Origin of the sequence: Psychrobacter aquimaris (genome assembly GCF_016107525.1) — a bacterium.
In the GTDB taxonomy this organism is placed as follows: Bacteria; Pseudomonadota; Gammaproteobacteria; order Pseudomonadales; family Moraxellaceae; genus Psychrobacter; species Psychrobacter aquimaris.
This window is the reverse complement of the sequence record NZ_JABASR010000006.1, coordinates 118,832-139,671: the sequence shown is the minus strand read 5'-3', so window position 1 is coordinate 139,671 and position 20,840 is coordinate 118,832. Positions and strand designations below refer to the sequence as shown.

Here is a 20,840-nt window from a genome sequence, read left to right as displayed (position 1 = left end):
GATATAACTACGATAGAGTAGTAAAGACAAAAGCATTTCTAGAAAAAACCGTCAATCTCATATAAATCGTATATGGCATCAAGCTCGCTCAGCCTATTATTGATAGTACTGTCACGCGCCTTTTTTTATCTATTTATCTTGAGTCGACCATAGCACTATTCTAGTTATGCAAAAGATGAAAAATAAGGGTGATAATAGCCAGCTTTATAAAGTAATAGTCAATAATTATTTTTATAGACTTTAGTTTGCTTTTAAAGTTATTTGGCTTGCTATCATAACATGCTTTTATTTGATGCTGAGCAAGGCTGCATTTACCACGATATCAGTGGGCAGTGGTAAAAATATACAATAAATGGGTCAAATAACCGCGCCTTAGGTTATCCTGCATGATCGAAATAATGACAAAATAGCACGATGACTTATCATACAGTAGCTGCCTTTATCATGCACGTAGCGAGGATCACCATTATTTTGGGGTTTTTGTAGAAGGAAAGGCGAATGGGCGATGGTATAAGGGTATAAAAAACAGTAATCTAATAAATGACTAGATAGTGACTAAAAAGGTTGGCAAGCATAACAGCAAGTGCCGATGCAAAGTCTGTCATATACGGATGTGGATGAATATTCCATTGACCTATCGCTATGCAAGTGTCATTGGTTAAGATTAAGACATCGTATACACGTCACTAGCCAAAACCTAACTATTAAAAATAACAACGATTACTTATCTGGAGGACAACATGCCTATCAATATGCTTATAGTGCAATCTAAGTTTCGTGTGCCGCATTGGTTAAAACATAGTGCGCTGGCGATTGCTATCAGTACCTCGATGGTTACTGGCGTCACTGCCATAGCCATGGCGAGCGCTCAAGCTGCTGTCACTACGGCGGATTTTTCTGACTTGGTACAGCAGGTCACCCCAGCCGTTGCCCGTGTCAATGTCACCAAAACCGTCAGCGAGGCTGAGCTTGCCAAAGCCCAAACAGCCGAATTGTTACGGCAGTTCTTTGGTGATCGTTTACGTATTCCTGATCAGGCCGCCACGCCAGCGATTGAGCATGCTTATGGCACGGCCTTTTTTGTCACAGCCGACGGTTATATGCTGACCAATCATCATGTGGTGGAGGGCGCTGATAAAATCACTGTCACTCTTAACGATAGAAGGGAGCTTGATGCAACCTTGGTTGGTAGTGATGAGCGCTCTGATGTGGCTGTACTAAAAGTCTCGGGCAACCAATTTCCCGCTTTGCCTATCGGCGACTCGAATGCTTTGAAAGTAGGGGAACCAGTACTAGCCATCGGCTCGCCATTTGGTTTTGATTACTCAGCATCGGCGGGCATTGTCAGTGCTAAGTCACGCAGTTTTTCACGTGATACCAGCGTGCCATTTATCCAAACAGACGTGGCATTGAACCCGGGTAACTCAGGCGGTCCGCTATTTAACCAGCGCGGTGAAGTGATTGGTATTAATTCGCGTATTTTTAGTGGTACTGGCGGTTACATGGGTCTGTCATTTTCCATTCCGATTGATGCGGCGATGGATATTTACGAGCAGCTAAAAACCGATGGCGAAGTGGTACGTGCTTATTTAGGTATTTATCCGCAAGACATCGATCGCAATTTGGCGGAAGCCTATAATCTAGATCGTCCTCAAGGTGCACTACTGACAAGGGTATCACCAGACTCACCTGCACAAAAAGCTGGTCTAAAACCTGGCGATATCATTTTGCAATATAATGATGTGCAAATTATGCGCGCCTCAGATTTATTAAACCTGCTCAATCGTGCCAAACCGAGCGATAGCTTCCGCGTACAGATTCAGCGTAATGGTCAGCAGATGACCATCAGCGGCAAGCTTACTTATGCGCCCAATGATGTGAGAGCACAAGGCGGCGATCAGCAGAATGATGAGGTGCAGTTAGGCTTGCGTTTACGTAATCTGACTGCCGATGAGCAAGCAGAAATCGCGGTGGACAATAAGACGGGTATTTTGGTTACCACGGTTGACCCAACAGGATTGGCGGCGCGCTCAGGTATCTTGGCAGGTGATGTGATTACCAATTTTCACCAAAAGCCGATTAAAAAGGTCACGGATTTTTCAAGTGCTATCTCATCATTGCCCAAAAAGGGTGTAGTGACCATTGAAATTATCCGCCAAGGTATCCCCGCGATCATTGGGTTACGTATTGAATAAGTATGGATAGATAGAGTGATAGGGGGAATCGGAGCGGCAATTGAGCATGACATAACAGGCGCGTCAATAATTCTACTTGTCTATGATAGAGCTCGACCCCTATAATGGCTGATTTTTTTATCCAATGACTCAAAACGCTCCAACACTGTCATTAACTTATACATTGAGCGATTTATTTATTGCTTTATACGTTCTAATATAGGGTAAGCCGTTTGATAGGCTCATACTCTTCCGTAACCATCAGGTAATTATGACTGACCATGCTCTTTATATCCTAAGTATCTCTACGGCAGCAGCATTGCTTGCATATATTATACTGTGGTCAGGATTACAAACGTTCAATGCCAATCCTACCAAACGGTTTATGCGTATTTGGTTTAAGTTGGCACTATATTATGCCGCTTATACTATGCCCGTTTGGGCTTTACTGTTGGTGATAGGTTGGTTGCAAGAAGTGTTGCCGATACTGGCACAGCTATCATTGACACCAGTGCTAGTGGCTATATTTGCAATGGGGTTATATTTTTATACCGTGGTGGTACAACCCAATCGTTTACGCTTAGATCATCATGCAATCGACTTAGATTTATCCACACCGCTGACGGTTGCTGTACTGGCTGATTTACGCATTGGCTTGTATAGCGGCAAGCCGCGCCATATCCGTAAATTGGTTGCTACCATTAATGCGTTACCCGCAGATGCTGTGCTGATTACGGGCGATTGGTTATATTATCCAAGTGCAGACTTGGTGGGTCAGCTCATGTTGTTTAAAGGGGTTAATAAGCCTATTTATACAGTGATGAGTACCTCAGACTTGCGTTATCAATCGATCAACACGACCAAGCAAGGACAGCCACTATTAGAAGATACGTTGTCCAGTGCCTTTGATGTACTCGATATCAGCTATATCGGTCAGCAGTGTACGTCGCTGCCACTCAAATGTACTGGGGCTACTAATGCGCTTTCAGTAACGTCCGATGCAAGCTATCCTAAAAATAATCAAGAGGGCTTTAGACAGCAAAGTTTGGAAGACAGTCCAACCATTGCTGTGCTTTGCGGCTGGCAAGATGTCCCTAAACAATTTGCTGATATTGAAGATGCAAATGCGTCTGATAAAGCCGCGCTTGGTGCTGAAATTGCTAATGCCACTAAGCCCGTCATCATCTTGGCTTCACGATTTGATAGTATTAGCGATTTGCCAAAATCCTTACAACCACGACCACTATTGATTACTGGTGCGGCAAAAGCGATTCAAAAAAATATATGGTTGGCACAAAAACAAAAAAATATCGAGCGTAGTAGCGAGCAGTCAACTCTGTTAAATAATAGCCGCATGGGTAAGCAGCAGGGTTTATACCAACATGGCAGTGCGCAAATCTTTGTCAGTAGCGGTATTGGTACACGCGGGCTGCCTTTTCGCTTGTATCGGCCCACTATCGATGTGTTGACGATTCGTTAATACGACTCAAAAGGCTTATCAGCGCTGATTCATTGCGCTAAACTGATAGTTGAATAATAAGGCTATTGGTTTATAGGTTCTGATGGCATATCATCAATTCAATTGAATGAACGTTAATTGATTGATAGCGGTCAAATCAAAATATGCTACACTAGCAGGCGTTTTTATTATTCTATTTTTAGTATTAAATAAGCGTTGTCGGTCATTGGCAAAAATAAGGTTAAGACGACTTTGAGCATCTACATTGCGACCGCTTTTATCATAGAAAAATATGGATAATAAAAAAATACTTAGCATTAATATCAAGCAAGATATTGCCAATGGTGCCCATGAATGTACTCAGTATGAGTGCAGACATAGACATAATAATTGACACTTGCAAACGACCTATCATGTGACAGCTTTGAAAAAAGCTAGGATAATACAGTAAGGCACGGTTATGAGCACAGCATACGACGAGATCAAAACCCGACTACAAGGCTCAATGGTAGCCTTGGTAACGCCCATGCATCCTGACGGCACGGTTGATTATAAACGTCTGGCGGATCTCATAGATTGGCAGATTGAGCAAGGCACGCATTGTCTCGTTGCCGTTGGTACTACTGGCGAGTCAGCGACATTGTCTATGCAAGAGCACAGCGATGTCATTCGCTACTTTGTTCAGCACGTCAAAGGTCGTGTACCAGTGATTGCTGGAACAGGTGCCAATAACACGATGGAAGCCATTAAGCTGACCCAAGATGCTGCCGATGCTGGTGCAGATTGTGCCTTATTGGTTGCGCCTTATTATAACAAACCGCCACAAGAAGGCTTGTACCAACATTATAAGGCTATCGCGAGCGCGGTGAATATCCCGCAGATGCTCTATAATGTGCCAGGACGTACGGTCGTTGATATTGCACAAGAGACGGTAGAACGTTTGGCTGATATCGATAATATCGTCGCGATTAAAGATGCCACAGGCTCTATCGCTCGCGGTGAGCAATTGATTAAAGCGGTTGGCGATAGAATCGTTGTGCTATCTGGTGATGACGGTACGGCGCTTGATTTGATGCAATTCGGTGGTAAGGGTAATATCTCAGTCACTGCCAACGTCGCCCCAAAAGCGATGAGCGAGACTTTTACAGCGGCGCTTCGTGGTGATTTTGACACGGCTCATAAAGTCCATGATGTGGTCAAGCATTTACACCGTGACTTGTTCATTGAGTCAAGTCCTATCCCAGCCAAATATGCGCTTCATAAAATGGGTATGATAGATACCGGAATTCGTCTGCCTTTGGTATGGTTGGCTGAACAACATCATGCCACTATTGATGAAGCCTTGGTGCGTGCGAACTTATTATAAAATGATGCGTATAAATGCTAACTCAGAGAGATAATATGATGAAAACATCATCACCGACTGCAAAAATATTCCCTGCAATGCTGACCTTAATATTGGGAAGCACCTTAGTACTGAGCGGCTGCCAAAGTGTCAAAAACTTACTCGGTAAGCGTGACAATGGTAGCTTAGAGTATCAGCAAAGCAAGAAGCTTGTGCCAATAGAGTTGCCCGCTAACAAAGAGCCAGCTCCTTTTGTACCTTTATATGCAACCCCTAATGCGGGTGCAAATACGCTGAAACTACAGAACGAATCAGGTAATCAGTACCAGCTACCGAAGCCTGAGCGTGCTGTTAGTAGTCCTTCGAATTAAACCTATTTCCCTATTTGTACCGCTGACATTTTACAGTGATTAATGTAAATATTATTAATTCTGTCATACAAAAATCAGCGGTCGCTGCGCGTTTTTACCACATAAGCTTGAACGAACAGGAACTCCCATAATGCAAAAGCAACAACTGCTGTATAAAGGTAAAGCCAAATCTGTCTATGAAACAGAAGACAACGACCTGCTGATCTTACATTTCCGCGATGATACCTCAGCGCTTGATGGAAAACGTATTGAGCAATTAGCACGCAAAGGCGTCGTCAATAATCGTTTTAATGCTTTCATCATGCAAAAATTGGCTGATGCTGGTATCGAAACGCATTTTGAAAAGCAATTATCTGAAGATGAAGTATTGGTCAAGCGTTTAGAGATGATTCCAGTTGAGTGCGTGGTTCGTAACTTTGCTGCGGGCAGCTTGGTTCGCCGTTTAGGCTTAGAAGAAGGCCAAGCATTGACACCGCCTACGTATGAGCTGTTTTATAAAGATGATGCGCTGGGTGATCCGATGGTGAATGAGTCACTTGCTGTGTCTCTTGGCTGGGCCACCAAAGAGCAGTTGGCTAAGATGGAAGAACTGACTCATCAAGTTAACGATGTATTAAAAGCTTTGTTTGATGCGGGTGATTTGATACTGGTCGATTTCAAACTAGAGTTTGGGGTGTTCCATGACCGTATCGTCTTAGGAGATGAGTTCTCACCAGATGGTTGCCGTATTTGGGACAAGACGACCAAGAAGAAGCTGGACAAAGACCGCTTCCGCCAATCATTAGGCGATGTCATCGAAGCTTATGAAGAAGTGGCTAACCGTATTGGTGTGCCATTAAGCTAAGCCATTTAACCAAGATATTTTTATAATATAAAAAAACTGAGCCATGTGCTCAGTTTTTTTGTGATTTTAAAGGGGTTTTAGTGTTTATCTTACGACTCCTAATATAAAGGGTCGAGCCTAAAGGCAGTCATTATTATCAAATATGGCTATTCTGAATAGCTCTTGACCAAAGCAGTTTCCAAAGTAACCAAAGCGATTGATAGCTCCACTGCTATTTGATTCACTCTATTGTTTCTACAGTTAAAAATAACCTTATCGTTAAGACAGGTACGGTTAGAGTTCTAGAGTTTATTATAAAAACAATAATCCTAAACCAATCACAACACCACTGACAATCAGCACGATGACACAAAAGCCCATGATATCTTTGGCTTTTAGACCTGCGATCGCCAGTGCTGGTAATGCCCAAAACGGCTGAATCATATTTGTCCAAGCATCACCCCATGCCACAGCCATAGCAACTCGCGACGGATCACTACCCAACATTTCCGCCGCTTCTAACATAATCGGCGCTTGTACTGCCCATTGTCCACCACCTGAAGGAACGAAAAAGTTGACGAGTCCTGCACTGAGGAAAGCAAAAAGTGGTAGCGTCTCCGCTGTTGAAACGTTGACAAATGCTTCTGACATCACACCTGCCAACCCCGAAGCTGTCATCATTCCCATAATGCCTGCATAAAAAGGAAATTGGACGATGATAGCGCCTGCACCTTTAACCGCTTCTTGAACCGCAATCAAATATTTGCGAGGTGTACCGTGAAATATAATACCAAGGAACAAGAACATAAAGTTAACCAAGTCGAGCGTTAGAGCAAAACCGTTCTGTGCAAAATAATACACGATAAAGGCGATGCCCAATACGCCAATGACCATTGATAAAATCCAGCTGTTTTCTAAACGTTCTGCTGGTGTCATATCTGATTTGGCTGGCAGCTCCTCAGGGATAGGATCTACTAGAAGTTTTGGATCTACCGTAATCGTATCTTCTTTTTTTGGCATCATCAGACGGTTTAATAAAGGGACGATAATCACCAATGCTGCAACGATAATTAGGTTATAGCTAGCAAAAATGGTTGCACTTGTTGGAATAACACCGATTTTATCAACGAAGGGATGGCCTGCTGTTGCAATGGATAATGGAATCGACCCAGAGAATCCGGCATGCCAAATGATAAATCCAGAATAGGCGCTGGCAATCAATAAACGGTAATCAACATTTTCGACACGCTTCGCCAATTCTTTGGCAAATAATGCCCCAATGACCAAGCCAAATCCCCAATTAATCCAGCTTGCTGCAAGCGATACTAAGGTGACCAGTATAATCGCACTACCTGGCGAGCTTGCGAAACTGGCAAGTTTACCCAATCCTTTTTTGAATATGGGGCTGCTTGCCAATACAAAACCAGTTACTAGCACCAAGACCATTTGCATTGAGAATGCCAGCAAAGCCCAGAAGCCTTCACCCCAAAACGCCACCATCTGTACCGGTGAAGAGTCGGTTAAACCTAAGCCCATTACAAAAATAACCAAGGTTAAAATAATGACGAACAGAAATGGATCTGGTAAATATTTTTCCATCAAGCTATTCGAGAAGCGTGTAATCCCTTTCATTTTTTGACTTCCTTTTTGTCTAAGTTTACGTTTCATTCCTCATTCCAATGTTACCTCATTCTTCCTTTTTTATGCTTATTCATTCAGCAGAAATCATCTTTTTTAATGCTATACCGACCTTGCAAGGTTTATTTGAACATTCCTTAAACACTGTGCGCCATATCTTGCTTTATTTTTATGCTAACTTATTAGGGTATGTGGAACAGTCACAAATCGGCACTGTCAGTGCCATGGTCAAATGTTACACATGCCCTAATTATTCAATAATATAAAAAGTATAAAAGGTCATTACTAATGTCAACGCCTGAAACTTCCACGACGCAGCCTACTATTTTAGAGCCATCATGGTTTACTCGTCCTACTTGTGTAGTGGCTGCTGACTTGGTTGGTAAGGTATTGTGCCGTCAGCTTACAGACAGTGATGGTGTGCAAAAAACGCTACGCATGCGCATCTCTGAGACTGAAGCTTATATCGGTGAGGGCGATCCTGCCTGTCATTCACATGCTGGTAGCCGAACGCCGCGCACTGAAATCATGTATGAGCAAGGTGGCATTTTTTATGTGTATTTGACTTATGGTGTCCATCATATGCTCAATTTAATCAGTGGTTCTATAGACTCGCCTGAGTCGGTACTGATACGTGCTGGGTTTTTGGCAGAGGGTAGTGATCGCCTGCGAGAGGAGCAATTGCTGAGCTTAGACCAACAACTTATTCATCCTAAGCAGTTTGCTGGTCCTGGTAAGCTGACCAAGCGTTTACAAATCGAGCGTGACTTGTATGGCAAATCTATTCATCCAGTGTCTGCCGTTTGGGTAGAAGAGGATGATTGCAAGCCACCAGTATCGCTGCGTCCGCGTATTGGTATTGATTACGCAGGCGAGGCAAAAGAGTGGTTATTGCGTTATGTGTGGACAGATCATCCGTCGCTATCTAAGAAGTAAAGACAACCAAAAAAAGGACACGTTATGTATAAACTTACCGTTTTTATTCCAAATGCAGCGTTAGAGCCAGTAAAGTTAGCTTTATTTGCAGCGGGCGCTGGGACGCTTGGCAATTATGAACAGTGTTGTTGGCAAGTGCAGGGAACAGGGCAGTTTATGCCACTGGTAGGCAGTAACCCAAATATTGGAGCGCATGATAAACTTGAAACCGTTGAGGAATGGCGGGTAGAAATGGTGGTGGCTGATGCTGATATTAAGCAAGTTATCGAGGCGTTAAAGCAGGCGCATCCTTATGAAACGCCTGCCTATGATGTGATTGAGCTGCTAACCTTTTAGGCCAAGCTATCAGTCTTTTTTAATTTTAATCACGTTATAGCTCGGATAGCCAAGCTCGATTTTGTAATCTTCACCGCCGCGACGGGCTTTTACTTTTATTTTACTGTCACCTTTTTTGTATTTGACGTCTTTGACCTGATAACCCATATTGCTGACTTTATTAGCGGCTCTTTGCTCAATAGCAGGCTGATAAAGCTCTTTATCAATAGAGTTGATAGTCTTCTTATGCTTTTTGTAGACCTTACTGTCTTTATAAATGTCCTCATAAAGGTCGCCGTATGCATTATACCCCGGTGCGGTGACACAGCCAGTCGTTATGGTCAGTAGCGCTGTAATGAGACCGGTTGCAGCGGTGGTTTTTAATAAATGATGTTTTTTCATAATATCCTCTTATGATGTTAACGGCATCGGCAACTATGCCATACTAAATCTTGCTATAAAAAGTCATGCTATAAAAAATGGTCAAATAAACCAAGGGCTGGCTTATTTGACCAAAGGCATCAAGTAGTCAACGATGCCAAAAAACTTAGTGGTACGTACTCAAAGGAAATTTAAGCAATTATTAGGTACAAGTAAGTATTAAGTACGAGCAATTTTCATCAATTCTAAGATAATTAAAAGCTGTATGCTGCTAGTAGAAGTGACATGCATAGCTACTCTCTAAACGTGTAGCCGATAGACTACACCCGTATTTTTATGAGTTCTTCAATACTGTCAATTTACTTATAACGGTAATGGCTGTTTTGATAGTGACCATCATTGTTGTAGCGGCCGTTATTCTTTTTATGCTGACTTTTTTTATTTTTATAATGCTTATTCTTATTTTTATGCTGATCTTTTTTATTATCATAGCGCCCGTTATTTGTTTTATAGCTGCCATTATTGTAACGCCCATTATTCTCATACTTCCCGTTACCCTGATGACCATTTGGATAATAGCCTTTATGATTGTCATATCTGGGCGTTACAGTGGTACAACTAACGGTGGCGCCTAATAAGGCAACCACCACACCCACAGAAAAAACACTTTTTAAAGCTGAAAAGGCTGATATTTTCATAATAAGTAATCCTATTATCTTAATAATACTTTGGTGACTATTGTTGTTAAGAATGCAGCATATAGAATAGTGGTGTATCCAAAAAAATAATAAATCCATCTAAGGCGGGAGCATCGTGCCAAAGGCATCAATTCAATAATGACGCCAAAGACTTAGCTTGATGCTGTGTAAATGACTGTTAGCAGGAGATAGCCAATGAAATCAGTCTTTCTCAACCTTAATCACATTTAAGTTTGGATAGCCAAGTCGTATTTCATACTCCTGCGACCCGCGCTTGGCCTCGATCTCAAACACACCGCGCCCGTTCTTTTCTTCCAGCTCAATATCTTTAACCCGATAGCCCATGCCTTGTATTTTATTGATTGCACGTTGCTTGATTGCTGGATAACGCGACTCTCTTTTAATACTATCTTCGACATCATCATTCTTGTAGCGCTTATTATTCTTATATTTGTCACTATTTTTATATTCATCTTTCTTATAATGGTCTTTTTCATACTTATTATCTTGCCAAACATTAGACCAAGCTTTTTTATTTGAGCTAATAAGTTTTAGATCGGGATAAGTATATTTCAGCTCGTAAGCTTGGTTGTTCTTTTTGGCATAAGCGGTCATTGCGCGATTGCCGCGGTAGTTATCAGATTTAATATCCATAACCTGATAGCCTTTACGGCGTAGATCAGTGCGTAGCTTTTGACTGATGCGGTTGTAATCAGCGTTACCATAATCATCATTACCATAATCATCATTACCACCATATATTGGGTAATTGTCATAACCTGAACCGACGACGGCACACCCAACTGTAGTACCCAATAATGCAACCGCAAGACCAGCAGATATAACGGTCTTAAATGAGAAAGGCTCTAGGGTTTTCATGATCCAATATCCTATAATATTTTTAGATTGCCCGTCGCATCATTGCTGGTGATAGCCAAGCACCTACACACTCTGACTCTGTAGATTATTCATCTTCATAAGAAACGCGTGCTTACTAACACTGTATACATTACCATTATGCGCTTTGAAATATTTTCTTACATTATCTATGATAAGGGACAAAACTTGATGGTAAGTGTCTTTTGCGTTAATAAGTTGTAATCATTGTCAAAAATGCGGGCAATGTAAGCATATGCTTACACGTAATGACGCTCACGCGACTTAACATCAGGTTAGGAATTAGGCATTATAGTCATACGGCATTAAGGAATGTGACTCAAGGATTGAGTGAACCGCATTAAGGATAATGATTCACTTATTAGCATCAGGATGATAATGATAAGTGGAGTAAGGACACATACCCTTTGCTGCTATCAGTAGTTAATACTGGTAGTTGTAGTAAAAAGGGCAGGATGCCCAGTATCACAATATGCTGAATATTATGCAAGGATGCATGAGAAACAGTCGTGATAGGTAACATGGATGGTTAACAATAAAACCGCATAACAGTTGATTGCTATGCGGTTTTATCGTGTCTGGACTTTGAAAAATGCCCAATCAATAAAGTAATCGCTATTTGTTTTAAGGGCTGGCAATAAAAAAACCGTATAAAAAATATACGGTTTTTTGCTTTTCAGAATTAAAATAACTTAGTACTTATGTTCATGACGCCATGCATCTACTTCACGTTCAGCAGCATCTTTGCTATGACCATAACGTTCTTGGACTTTACCAACCAATTTATCACGGCTACCTTTGACATGTAATAAATCATCATCAGTAAGCTCAGCCCATTTTTGTTTTACTGAGCCTTTTATTTGGTTCCATTCACCTTTTAGAGTATGTTCGTTCATTCTTATTTTCCTTCTTTTATTATAAAGTTAGTTATTGAGACAATTATTCCATCTGTCTTTAGTCGAGCTTCTACTCAGATGCCGTCAATAGATGTTGATCGGCTGACTGGTGATATCTAATATAAGCGCTCACCATTGCCATGTCTGTATATGCAATGTTGAGAGTGTTGCTCCATTATGGATATCTACACAACTATGTTATGCATTGGCTATTTGTGTAATAAATAGAGTGCTTTATCAGTGACATACGTAACGACAATCAACAAGTCTAGCGATAATTTATAAAAAATGACGTCGCAAAACGCTTTAAATCTAGGAATAATAAAAGCAAAAAAATAGCTGTCATCATAGATATGACGGCTATTTTTTTATGCTTGCTTTAATGTGAGTGTTAAAACGAATCATTAAGAATGAGTAGGGTCAAATATTTAGTGATAGACTTCTTGTTTAAATGGCTATAGCCTTATAGCTGAAATAATAATTGTCTTGTAGATCAAGCTGGGGCAGATTGATGGTGAATGTACTTGATAGTGTAAGTGCTACAAAATCGGAAACAAATCGCGAGCTGGCAAAGGCAAAAACGCGTCATGCCTTACTGAAAAGTGCCTTGCAGCTGTATAGCGTAGAGGGCACTTGTGGTATGAGTATGAATAAAATCGCGAAAGGTGCAGGTATTGCTCAGCCAAGTTTTTATAATCATTTTGATAGTTTAGATGCGTTGCAGCAGGTGTTAAGCAAGCAGCTTAAAGACAACTATTTATCGCCGATGCGCATGGCGTGGGTAGATATGCTTGAAGACTATCCAACGCTGTCTAAAGAGGATTTCAATGAGCGTTGTCAGGAATGCCTAACATTGATTTTTGATGCCGCCTTTCAAAACATCACTTTATTTCAACGTCTAATCGAAGACAGTCTGCGCTTTGATTCAAAAATAGAATGCAAAGGCTTGGGAGGTCTAATCACAGAGATAAGAGAGGAGTGGAGCAAGATATTTATGCAAGGATTACAGTCAGCTAAGTGCTCTTTTGAGGAATCTGACGTTCATCTCTGTGTCGATATCGCTGCCGCCCAAGTACATGAATTGATATTGGGCTGTCATCAACAGCGTTATTCACGGCAGCAAGCCATTGAGATGTTGTGCAAAAACTTTGATGGAGTCTTTAGTCCTTTTTTCACCAAAGACAGGCTTAGAATAAATGGCTAGTTATTCAGCTTATCAATGTTGCACTTTGGCTAATTCTCAAGATTTTTAAGATGAGTCAGTTTATTAACTTCATAAAACGGAATTTATATAGTGGAAGCTATAATAAAAAATAACAGGGAGCGCCGCCATGAGTAGTGAAAAGAGTCACACGGATGAACAAACACATTTTAGAACCTGTAACTTATGTGAAGCGATGTGCGGTATTGTCATCAAGCACGATGGTAAAAAGGTATTATCGATTAAAGGCGATAAAGACGATCCATTTTCTAAAGGTTATATTTGTCCAAAAGCGACCGCCTTGCAAGACTTGCATGAAGACAGTGATCGCCTGCGTCATCCCGTTGAGAGAACGGCTAACGGTTGGAAAGAGATTAGCTGGGCTGATGCGTTGGATAAGGTGGCAGCCGGTATTCAGTCGGTACAGAAAAACACGGTCAAAATGCCTTCGGTATTTATCTAGGCAATCCTAATGTCCATAATCTGGGCGGCATGTTAACCATTAAGCATCTATTAACTAGTATCAAAACGCGCAGTCGCTTTTCTGCGACGTCCATCGACCAGTTACCGCACCATATTGTGAGCATGCATCTGTTCGGGCATATGCTGCGCATCCCTGTACCTGACGTCAATCGTACCCAATATATGCTTATCATTGGTGGCAATCCGCTGGCATCTAATGGCAGTATTATGACCGCGCCAAATATGCGTCAAAAACTAAAAGACATCAAAGCACGTGATGGTAAAGTGGTGGTGATTGATCCAAGGCGCACCGAAACCGCCGACATTGCTAGTGAGCATCACTTTATTCGTCCAGCGACTGATGTTTTGCTCTTGCTTGCCATGCTTAATGAAATTTATCTCCAAGGGTATGCGGACAAGGCATGCGCTAACAATAATCGAGCGGCGGCGCTCGCGCCAGAGATTGCAAGCATTGCAGACTTTGCTAAAGATTATAGCGCCGAGTCCGTTGCTGATATTACTGGCATTACCGCAAATGAGATCAGACGACTGGTCAAAGAGTTTTGTGAAGCCGAAAGCTCGGTCTGTTACGGCCGCATGGGCGTATCAGTGCAAGAGTTTGGCTTACTGAGTCAATATCTGATTATGCTGATTAATATTGTCACAGGTCGCTTGGATGAAGTGGGTGGTCTGATGTTCCCCAATCCTGCGGTCGATGTGGTCAATAACTCAGGCCCAGGTTATTTAGGTAAGCGCCATAGTCGCGTGAGTAACTTGCCTGATTTTAATGGCGATTATCCCGTCGTGGCAATGGCGGATGAGATGTTGGTAGAAGGGTCGGGACAGTTAAAAGGATTTATGACTGTCGCGGGCAATCCTGTACTCAGTACACCGAATGGTGAAAAGTTAGATACCGCTTTTGCCAACTTAGACTTTATGGTCGCTATTGATTACTTTGTCACAGAAACCAGCCGTCATGCTCATATCATTTTGCCACCCGTATCGCCACTAGAGCGCGATCATTATGACGTCACCTTTAACAATTTTGCCGTCCATAACGTCGCCAAATATTCAAAGGCATTGTTTACTAAGAAAAGAAGTGCCAAGCATGACTGGCAAATCTACTTAGAGCTGGCGAAACGCTTGGATAAAAAAGCCGCACTTGCAACCAAAGCTGAACGTTTGCTAGTAAAAGTTTTGGGACCGAAATTTGTGCTCGATCAGGGTCTAAAGCGTGGGCCTTATAAGGGGCTAAATCTAAAGCAACTGAAGAAAAGTCCGCATGGTATTGATTTAGGTGCTCTCAAAAGGATGTTGCCAGAAGCGTTAAAACATAAAGACAAAAAAATTCATCTCAATGTCGATTTTTATCAAGCAGATTTAGAGCGGGTACAAGAAATGGTGCAGGGTTATGATGACAAGCAAATTCTATTGATCGGTCGTCGTCATGTACGCAGTAATAATTCGTGGCTGCATAACAGCTATCGCTTGGTAAAAGGTAAGCCACGCTGTACGCTCATGCTACATCCTGAAACAGCAAAAGAATATGGTATTGAGGATGGTCAGAATGTAAAAGTTACCTCGCGCGTCGGTAGTGTAGTTATTGTTGCAGAGGTGACGGATGAGCTGATGCCTAGAGTGGTGAGTATTCCCCATGGTTGGGGTCACGGCCGTAAAGGAGTAAAACAAAAAATCGCTCAAGCGCATGCTGGCGTCAGTGTCAATGATTTGACGGACGATACCTTAATCGATCAGCTAAGTGGCAATGCGGCAGTCAATGGCGTACCGGTACAACTGCAAGCAATCGCGCCAGAAGTGGTTGATTTGGAGACCATTGATTCTAATGTTAATTCCGACATTGAATCAGGGAGCGCTGCATAAAATAACTCTAGAATAAAAGTCTTTAATATAAATAAGAAAGGTGCTTATATCAGCGCCTTTTTTACGTTTCTAATTTTTACGTTCCTAAGCCAACAAAATCAAAATCGACTGGCGGTGTCTCACCTTGTATCAATAAACTGATCGCCTTTGCTGAACCGCAAGCATGGGTCCAACCAAGCGTACCATGACCAGTATTGAGCCATAAATTATCAAAACCAGCATCCACATTATGACTACCATGACGGACTTGACCTCTATGCGCGCGTCCTATCAACGGTACGTTCGATGGGGTCATCGGCCGTAGCCCTGTCCAATATTGCACAGAATTGGCGATGATACCTTTGGGAAATAACTGCTGCACACGGCGGGTAATGGCTGCACAGCGGGTGCTATTTAAATCCAAATTGTAGCCGTTAAATTCTGCTGTTCCAGCGACGCGTAATTTGTCGCCAAGGCGTGATGTCACCAGCTTAAACTCATCATCAATGAGACTGACAAAGGGTGCTAGATGAGGGGCACGGGGGTTGATTTGATAAGTAGCCGAGTAGCCTTTGGCGGGAAAAATAGGTAGATGAATATGCAGCGGTTTCATGAGTGATACGCTATAGCTGCCCAATGCCAGTACATGGCCGTCTGCACTAAAGGTTTGCGCGTTTTCGCCCTTGGGTTGAATGGTAATACTATGCACATGCGGGCGAGCAAAATGGGCGTCAGTGTTTAACGCCAGAATCTCGGTATCATATAAAAACTGTACACCAGCATCTATGCAGCGCTGTGCTAAACGCTGGGTAAATAAATGGGCATTACCGGATTCATCACGGCTGGTATAAGTAGCGCCTTTTAGCTTATGAGCAATAGGGTAAAGCGCAGGCTCTAGGTTAACGGCATTATTTATATCGATAATATGGCGCTCACAGCCTAACTCTTGCATGCGCTCCGTTGGCGCAATGGCGGCATCAAACTCAGCTTGATTGGTATAAAAATGCATGATACCGCGCGTTTGCTGCTCGTAATCAATACCAATATCAGCACGCAGCTGTTGTAGTGCGTCTCGTGAATACAAACCTAAACGTACCATTTGTACCAGATTGGCATCTGCTTTATCTGCACGGCACTCTTGCAAAAACTGCATTGCCCATTTCAATTGCGCTTTGTCAGCACGCAAGCGATACAGTAGTGGTGCATCCTCGCGAAACAGCCATTTAAGTGCTTTCATTGGAGCCGCTGGATTGGCCCAAGGGGTTGCGTGCGAGACAGATATCTGCCCACCATTGGCAAATGAGGTCTGCATACCGGCGGCTGGCTCACGCTCAATGACGGTCACATCGTAGCCTGCTAGGCGAAGATACCATGCGGTGGTCACGCCCACCACGCCCGCTCCGAGTACCGCAATATGAGTCATAGATTGCTCTGCTGCTTTTTTAGTAAAAATGTTTTGAAGAGTACTGCTTGTTTCGCGTCATTCATTATGCCGTACTATTTTTGGCGCGCAACATCGGCTTGCAGTGCTGGCGGTAAGTCTAATATCGTAAGCTCACTATCCGCTAAATGCTCTGGACGGGCAACGACCAATGCTTTAAAACCATTACCATTAATATTGTCATCGGCAATCGCATTAACCACATGGATTTTTTCTAGCTTGTCGCCGGCTGCTGGCACATCACCTGCGCCGCTGACATAATGTAAAAACGCTTTTGGTGCTGCTTTAAAATAAATACGGGCAATCACTTCTTGACCAAGATAGCAGCCTTTATCATAGTCCATACCACCGCGCTGATGCAGACGCAGCTCTTGTGGCTGAAACAGACCTTGCGTGGCAGCAACTATCCAATAGTTGCCAATGGCAAGACTCGCTTGCATCCACGCTTGGGTATCTGCTGGCGTATTGTGGTCTTCCTGATGGCTAAAGGTTGGCACTTCATCGAGCACGCAAGGATAAATGGGCGCGGGCACACTGGTGTCAAACTTTGAAAAGGCACCGAACTTTTTTAAATGGGCTTGAAAAGCCTCAGCACAATCGGCACTGATAACCACATCATAATGCTTTTCATCTTGTTTTTTTATCCACAAACCAAAGTCAATGCGACCTTTTAAATTACTAAGCGCCGTTGCTTGATAACTGAGTCCGAGCTTGGTGACATCAGATGTGAGCTGACCTTGTAAGAATTTTTCCGCATCTTCACCTTGAATTGTTAGTTGAACAAATTGTGGCAATGTTGATGAGAGTGTCGATACGCTTGATTGAGTCATTATTATTATCCTATTCATAAGTAGCTATCGTTATAAGTAGTATAGCCTCAGATATTGTGATGAACACTGAGTTATTAAAGTAATTGCTAAAGTAGATATTGAGGTTTTTGCCATTTAAAGACATATGGCCATCGAACCAAAATTAGTTAAAGCAGAGTACCACAAAACACCGTGTGATAAAAAAGGTCTGCTGTAAGACATGAGCGAATGTATACATTGGGCACAGTACAGCATTTACAACCGAAGCGATTGGTTAAAGCTGGTGAGTTGCGGTACAATGTTAGCTCTAGAATACACCCAATTTATCACGGCTGACGAGGAAATTATGAGCTTACCCAATTGCCCAAAATGCGATGCTGAATATACGTACGAAGATGGTGCGTTACTGGTATGTCCTATGTGTGCTCATGAGTGGACCGCGGCTGAAACCGATGCGGCGCAAGCTGAAGAGCAAGATGCGGTCATTCGTGATGCGGTCGGTAATGAGCTGCAAGATGGCGATACCGTCACCGTGATTAAAGACTTAAAAGTCAAAGGCTCATCGACCGTTATTAAAGTCGGTACAAAAGCAAAAGGTATTCGCCTGCTGCCCGATGCGTCTGATGGTCATGATATTGACTGTAAACTTGATGGTTTTGGCCCAATGAAATTAAAATCGTCAGTGGTGAAAAAAGCATAATTTATTAAATGTGCTTTAAAAATCTGCCAAGCATTAAAAACAAGCAGCAAAGTTATTTTTAATAAAATAAGACAGAACCAATAAGTAGAGAATAATGATGAGCACTAAAAACGAACAGCTATTTGCGCAAGCCCGCAAACATATTCCTGGCGGCGTAAACTCGCCAGTCCGTGCCTTTGCTGGTGTCGGTGGCACGCCTATTTTTATGCACCGTGCTAACGGTAGCAAAATTTATGACACCGAAGACAATGCCTATATCGATTATGTTGGCTCTTGGGGCCCAATGATTTTGGGTCATGCACACCCTAAAGTCATTGATGCGGTCAAAAAAGCGGCTGATGATGGTCTAAGTTTTGGTACGCCAACGCCGTTTGAAACAACGGTTGCCGATAAAATTTGCGAAATTGTCCCAAGCGTTGAGATGATTCGTATGACCAGCTCTGGTACAGAAGCGACGATGAGTGCGATTCGTTTGGCTCGTGGCTATACTCAACGTGACAAAATCGTTAAGTTTGAAGGCTGCTATCATGGTCATTCAGACAGCTTATTGGTAAAAGCAGGTTCGGGCATGCTAGATATTGGCGAGCCAACATCAAAAGGTGTGCCAGCTGATTTTGCCAAGCACACCATTACCATTCCTTATAATGATCCGCAAGCGATTAAAGACTGTTTTGAGAAATGGGGCGAAGAAGTCGCTTGCGTGATCTTAGAGCCGATCGCTGGCAACATGAATATGGTCATTCCGACCCAAGAATTCCATGATACGTTGCGTGCAGAGTGTACTGCCAACGGTTCAGTGCTTATCTTTGATGAAGTCATGACCGGCTTTCGCGTCGGACTTGGCGGTGCACAAGCGCATTTCGGTATCGACCCTGATTTAACTTGCTTTGGCAAAATTATCGGTGCAGGTCTGCCAGTGGGTGCTTTCGGTGGTAAAAAAGAAGTGATGTCTTGCATTGCACCACTTGGCGGTGTCTACCAAGCTGGTACGTTATCAGGAAACCCACTCGCGATGCGTGCGGGTATTGCGATGTTTGAAGACTTAACGGCAGACGGTTTTTATGATGAGTTAGCAGCGAAAGTTGATCGTCTAGTAGACGGTTTTCAAGCGGCGGCTGACAAACATGGCATCAACATGCGTACCAATAAATTGGGCGGTATGTTTGGCATGTTCTTTGTTAAAGACAATGAAACTGACACGCCAAAGAACTTCGATGACGTGACAGAGTGCGATATGACGGTGTTTAATACGTTCTTCCATGGCATGCTCGATCGTGGTATTTATTTGGCACCTTCTGCTTATGAAGCGGGCTTTATGTCTATTAAGCATAGCAATGAAGATATTGATGCATCGATCAAAGCTGCTGATGAGATATTTGCCGAAATGGCAAAGGCGTAGTTTAGTAAGTTATAGCCTATCATGTGTCACAAAAAAACCAGCGAGCATGCTGGTTTTTTTGGAATCAAAATTTAATCGTTTTAAGCGGCATAATCTAAATGATGACACGTCTTAAATCACGACATGCCCAGTTTGGTTGTATTATTTTATAAATTATGACCAGCATAATGAACAATGGCATCGCCCAAATAATCAACCAGTTCGGGGTGATAAGAATTATGAAATTTTTGCATATCTGCATTTTCTTTATAAAATATTCCCATCCCTATATAGGCCTCTTTGGACGGAGTATAAAACCTACAAGCTATATCAAAGTGCTCTTGCATTAGCCGCTGAACATCAACGTGATCAACAGCAGTTTCATCGGCATATACTGCCAGTTTCTTGTAGAGAATATCCCAGTCTTGATGGACGAGCTCTCTATTGACGTGTGCCCAATTATCAGTCGTTGACAAACTGTGAGTTTGCTCTACATCAAGAGCCTTTTTACACTCAGCCACATACGCTTTAGTTAATGTATTCATTTATAGGTATTCCGTTCATTTAGAGTCATAAGTGCCAGACTTGGCGAATAGTACAAACATCTTGTTTATGCTCGATCAAATTTGCGATCTCTCAGGCTCAAATTGCCGCGTAGCACATCGCTATACATACGAAAATCACTGGCGAAGCTCTTTAACGGAAATTTAAACGAGGCAGGTTTGTTTTTTTCAAAGAAAAAATGACCGACCCAAGCGCAAGCATATCCAGCAGCGATGCCCTTGATTAATGGTTTTGGCGAACGAGTTTTGACCGACTTTGCCAATCCTAATAAGCCAAAGCTACTACCGACAAAGTGCAATCGTCGGCAAGCCATATTTTGGTGCTCAGCTAAATAGAAGTCATAAAATTTTTGCTTCGTTGGACTGACGGTTTTTATCATGTTTTGTTTAGCATTGCTGACAGCTTGAGCATCAGCATTTTTAGTGGTGTTTTGTATGGTAGTTTGATTCATCTGTTTAGCTTCCTTGCTAATCGTTTATTGAGCATAAATAT

21 protein-coding genes are annotated in these 20,840 nt (G+C 42.5%); 12 read left to right on the top strand and 9 right to left on the bottom strand.

What is annotated here, in order from left to right:
* Window positions 1–830: 830 nt before the first annotated feature.
* The 5 genes from JFC10_RS07205 (at window position 831) to purC (ending at window position 6,193) form a co-directional block, all read left to right on the top strand.
* A complete protein-coding gene (locus tag JFC10_RS07205) occupies window positions 831–2,195 on the top strand; it encodes a Do family serine endopeptidase (RefSeq protein WP_227685841.1) in 1,365 nt (454 codons plus the stop codon).
* A gap of 250 nt (window positions 2,196–2,445) precedes the next feature.
* Window positions 2,446–3,654, top strand: coding sequence for a metallophosphoesterase family protein (locus JFC10_RS07200; RefSeq protein WP_198332270.1), 1,209 nt, complete (start codon window positions 2,446–2,448; stop codon window positions 3,652–3,654).
* A 439-nt stretch (window positions 3,655–4,093) separates the two neighbouring features.
* Window positions 4,094–4,999, top strand: coding sequence for a 4-hydroxy-tetrahydrodipicolinate synthase (gene dapA, locus JFC10_RS07195; RefSeq protein WP_193010973.1), 906 nt, complete (start codon window positions 4,094–4,096; stop codon window positions 4,997–4,999).
* Between the two features lie 35 nt (window positions 5,000–5,034).
* Complete coding sequence (locus JFC10_RS07190) at window positions 5,035–5,349, top strand: hypothetical protein (RefSeq protein ID WP_226914216.1); 315 nt, start codon at window positions 5,035–5,037, stop codon at window positions 5,347–5,349.
* Between the two features lie 130 nt (window positions 5,350–5,479).
* A complete protein-coding gene (gene purC / locus JFC10_RS07185) occupies window positions 5,480–6,193 on the top strand; it encodes a phosphoribosylaminoimidazolesuccinocarboxamide synthase (RefSeq protein WP_193010975.1) in 714 nt (237 codons plus the stop codon).
* A 291-nt stretch (window positions 6,194–6,484) separates the two neighbouring features.
* Here purC and JFC10_RS07180 read toward each other — a convergent pair whose 3' ends face one another.
* Window positions 6,485–7,804 carry a short-chain fatty acid transporter gene (locus JFC10_RS07180; RefSeq protein WP_198332269.1) on the bottom strand — a complete coding sequence of 440 codons (1,320 nt, stop codon included), beginning with the start codon at window positions 7,802–7,804 and terminating at the stop codon, window positions 6,485–6,487.
* A gap of 294 nt (window positions 7,805–8,098) precedes the next feature.
* On the opposite strand from JFC10_RS07180, the gene JFC10_RS07175 reads away from it, so the two are divergent.
* On the top strand, window positions 8,099–8,746 hold the full coding sequence (locus JFC10_RS07175; RefSeq protein ID WP_198332268.1) for a DNA-3-methyladenine glycosylase: 648 nt from the start codon (window positions 8,099–8,101) through the stop codon (window positions 8,744–8,746).
* Between the two features lie 24 nt (window positions 8,747–8,770).
* On the top strand, window positions 8,771–9,082 hold the full coding sequence (locus JFC10_RS07170; RefSeq protein ID WP_193010978.1) for an NGG1p interacting factor NIF3: 312 nt from the start codon (window positions 8,771–8,773) through the stop codon (window positions 9,080–9,082).
* Between the two features lie 9 nt (window positions 9,083–9,091).
* Here JFC10_RS07170 and JFC10_RS07165 read toward each other — a convergent pair whose 3' ends face one another.
* From JFC10_RS07165 to JFC10_RS07150, 4 genes are all read right to left on the bottom strand, one after another.
* On the bottom strand, window positions 9,092–9,463 hold the full coding sequence (locus JFC10_RS07165; protein WP_198332267.1) for a hypothetical protein: 372 nt from the start codon (window positions 9,461–9,463) through the stop codon (window positions 9,092–9,094).
* Between the two features lie 338 nt (window positions 9,464–9,801).
* Complete coding sequence (locus JFC10_RS07160) at window positions 9,802–10,140, bottom strand: hypothetical protein (protein ID WP_198332266.1); 339 nt, start codon at window positions 10,138–10,140, stop codon at window positions 9,802–9,804.
* Between the two features lie 201 nt (window positions 10,141–10,341).
* Window positions 10,342–11,019 (bottom strand): PepSY domain-containing protein, encoded by a 678-nt coding sequence (locus JFC10_RS07155; protein WP_198332265.1) that lies wholly within the window; start codon window positions 11,017–11,019, stop codon window positions 10,342–10,344.
* Between the two features lie 710 nt (window positions 11,020–11,729).
* Window positions 11,730–11,933, bottom strand: a complete 204-nt coding sequence (locus tag JFC10_RS07150) for a CsbD family protein (protein ID WP_193011096.1) — start codon at window positions 11,931–11,933, stop codon at window positions 11,730–11,732.
* A 511-nt stretch (window positions 11,934–12,444) separates the two neighbouring features.
* Here JFC10_RS07150 and JFC10_RS07145 point away from each other — a divergent pair.
* The 3 genes from JFC10_RS07145 (at window position 12,445) to JFC10_RS07140 (ending at window position 15,477) form a co-directional block, all read left to right on the top strand.
* On the top strand, window positions 12,445–13,137 hold the full coding sequence (locus tag JFC10_RS07145) for a TetR/AcrR family transcriptional regulator (RefSeq protein WP_198332264.1): 693 nt from the start codon (window positions 12,445–12,447) through the stop codon (window positions 13,135–13,137).
* Between the two features lie 127 nt (window positions 13,138–13,264).
* On the top strand, window positions 13,265–13,597 hold the full coding sequence (locus JFC10_RS15000; protein WP_265089966.1) for a hypothetical protein: 333 nt from the start codon (window positions 13,265–13,267) through the stop codon (window positions 13,595–13,597).
* Window positions 13,598–13,626: 29 nt separating this feature from the next.
* Window positions 13,627–15,477: a molybdopterin oxidoreductase family protein gene (locus JFC10_RS07140; protein WP_265089967.1), complete on the top strand. Its 1,851-nt coding sequence runs from the start codon at window positions 13,627–13,629 to the stop codon at window positions 15,475–15,477.
* Between the two features lie 76 nt (window positions 15,478–15,553).
* Here the strand turns inward: JFC10_RS07140 and JFC10_RS07135 are convergent, their stop codons facing one another.
* Together JFC10_RS07135 and ygfZ are read right to left on the bottom strand one after the other, a co-directional pair.
* On the bottom strand, window positions 15,554–16,879 hold the full coding sequence (locus tag JFC10_RS07135) for a D-amino acid dehydrogenase (RefSeq protein WP_198332263.1): 1,326 nt from the start codon (window positions 16,877–16,879) through the stop codon (window positions 15,554–15,556).
* A gap of 74 nt (window positions 16,880–16,953) precedes the next feature.
* Window positions 16,954–17,727: a CAF17-like 4Fe-4S cluster assembly/insertion protein YgfZ gene (gene ygfZ, locus JFC10_RS07130; RefSeq protein ID WP_193011100.1), complete on the bottom strand. Its 774-nt coding sequence runs from the start codon at window positions 17,725–17,727 to the stop codon at window positions 16,954–16,956.
* Window positions 17,728–18,052: 325 nt separating this feature from the next.
* Between ygfZ and JFC10_RS07125 the strand changes: the two genes are divergently transcribed.
* Window positions 18,053–18,406 carry a zinc ribbon domain-containing protein YjdM gene (locus tag JFC10_RS07125; RefSeq protein WP_226914243.1) on the top strand — a complete coding sequence of 118 codons (354 nt, stop codon included), beginning with the start codon at window positions 18,053–18,055 and terminating at the stop codon, window positions 18,404–18,406.
* A gap of 97 nt (window positions 18,407–18,503) precedes the next feature.
* Window positions 18,504–19,805 (top strand): glutamate-1-semialdehyde 2,1-aminomutase, encoded by a 1,302-nt coding sequence (gene hemL, locus JFC10_RS07120; protein ID WP_198332298.1) that lies wholly within the window; start codon window positions 18,504–18,506, stop codon window positions 19,803–19,805.
* Window positions 19,806–19,951: 146 nt separating this feature from the next.
* Here the strand turns inward: hemL and JFC10_RS07115 are convergent, their stop codons facing one another.
* Together JFC10_RS07115 and JFC10_RS07110 are read right to left on the bottom strand one after the other, a co-directional pair.
* Complete coding sequence (locus tag JFC10_RS07115; protein WP_010196086.1) at window positions 19,952–20,329, bottom strand: TipAS antibiotic-recognition domain-containing protein; 378 nt, start codon at window positions 20,327–20,329, stop codon at window positions 19,952–19,954.
* Between the two features lie 65 nt (window positions 20,330–20,394).
* The gene (locus JFC10_RS07110; RefSeq protein WP_198332262.1) at window positions 20,395–20,799 is read right to left on the bottom strand and encodes an Mpo1-like protein; all 405 of its coding nucleotides are present in this window, start codon (window positions 20,797–20,799) and stop codon (window positions 20,395–20,397) included.
* Window positions 20,800–20,840 lie beyond the last annotated feature (41 nt).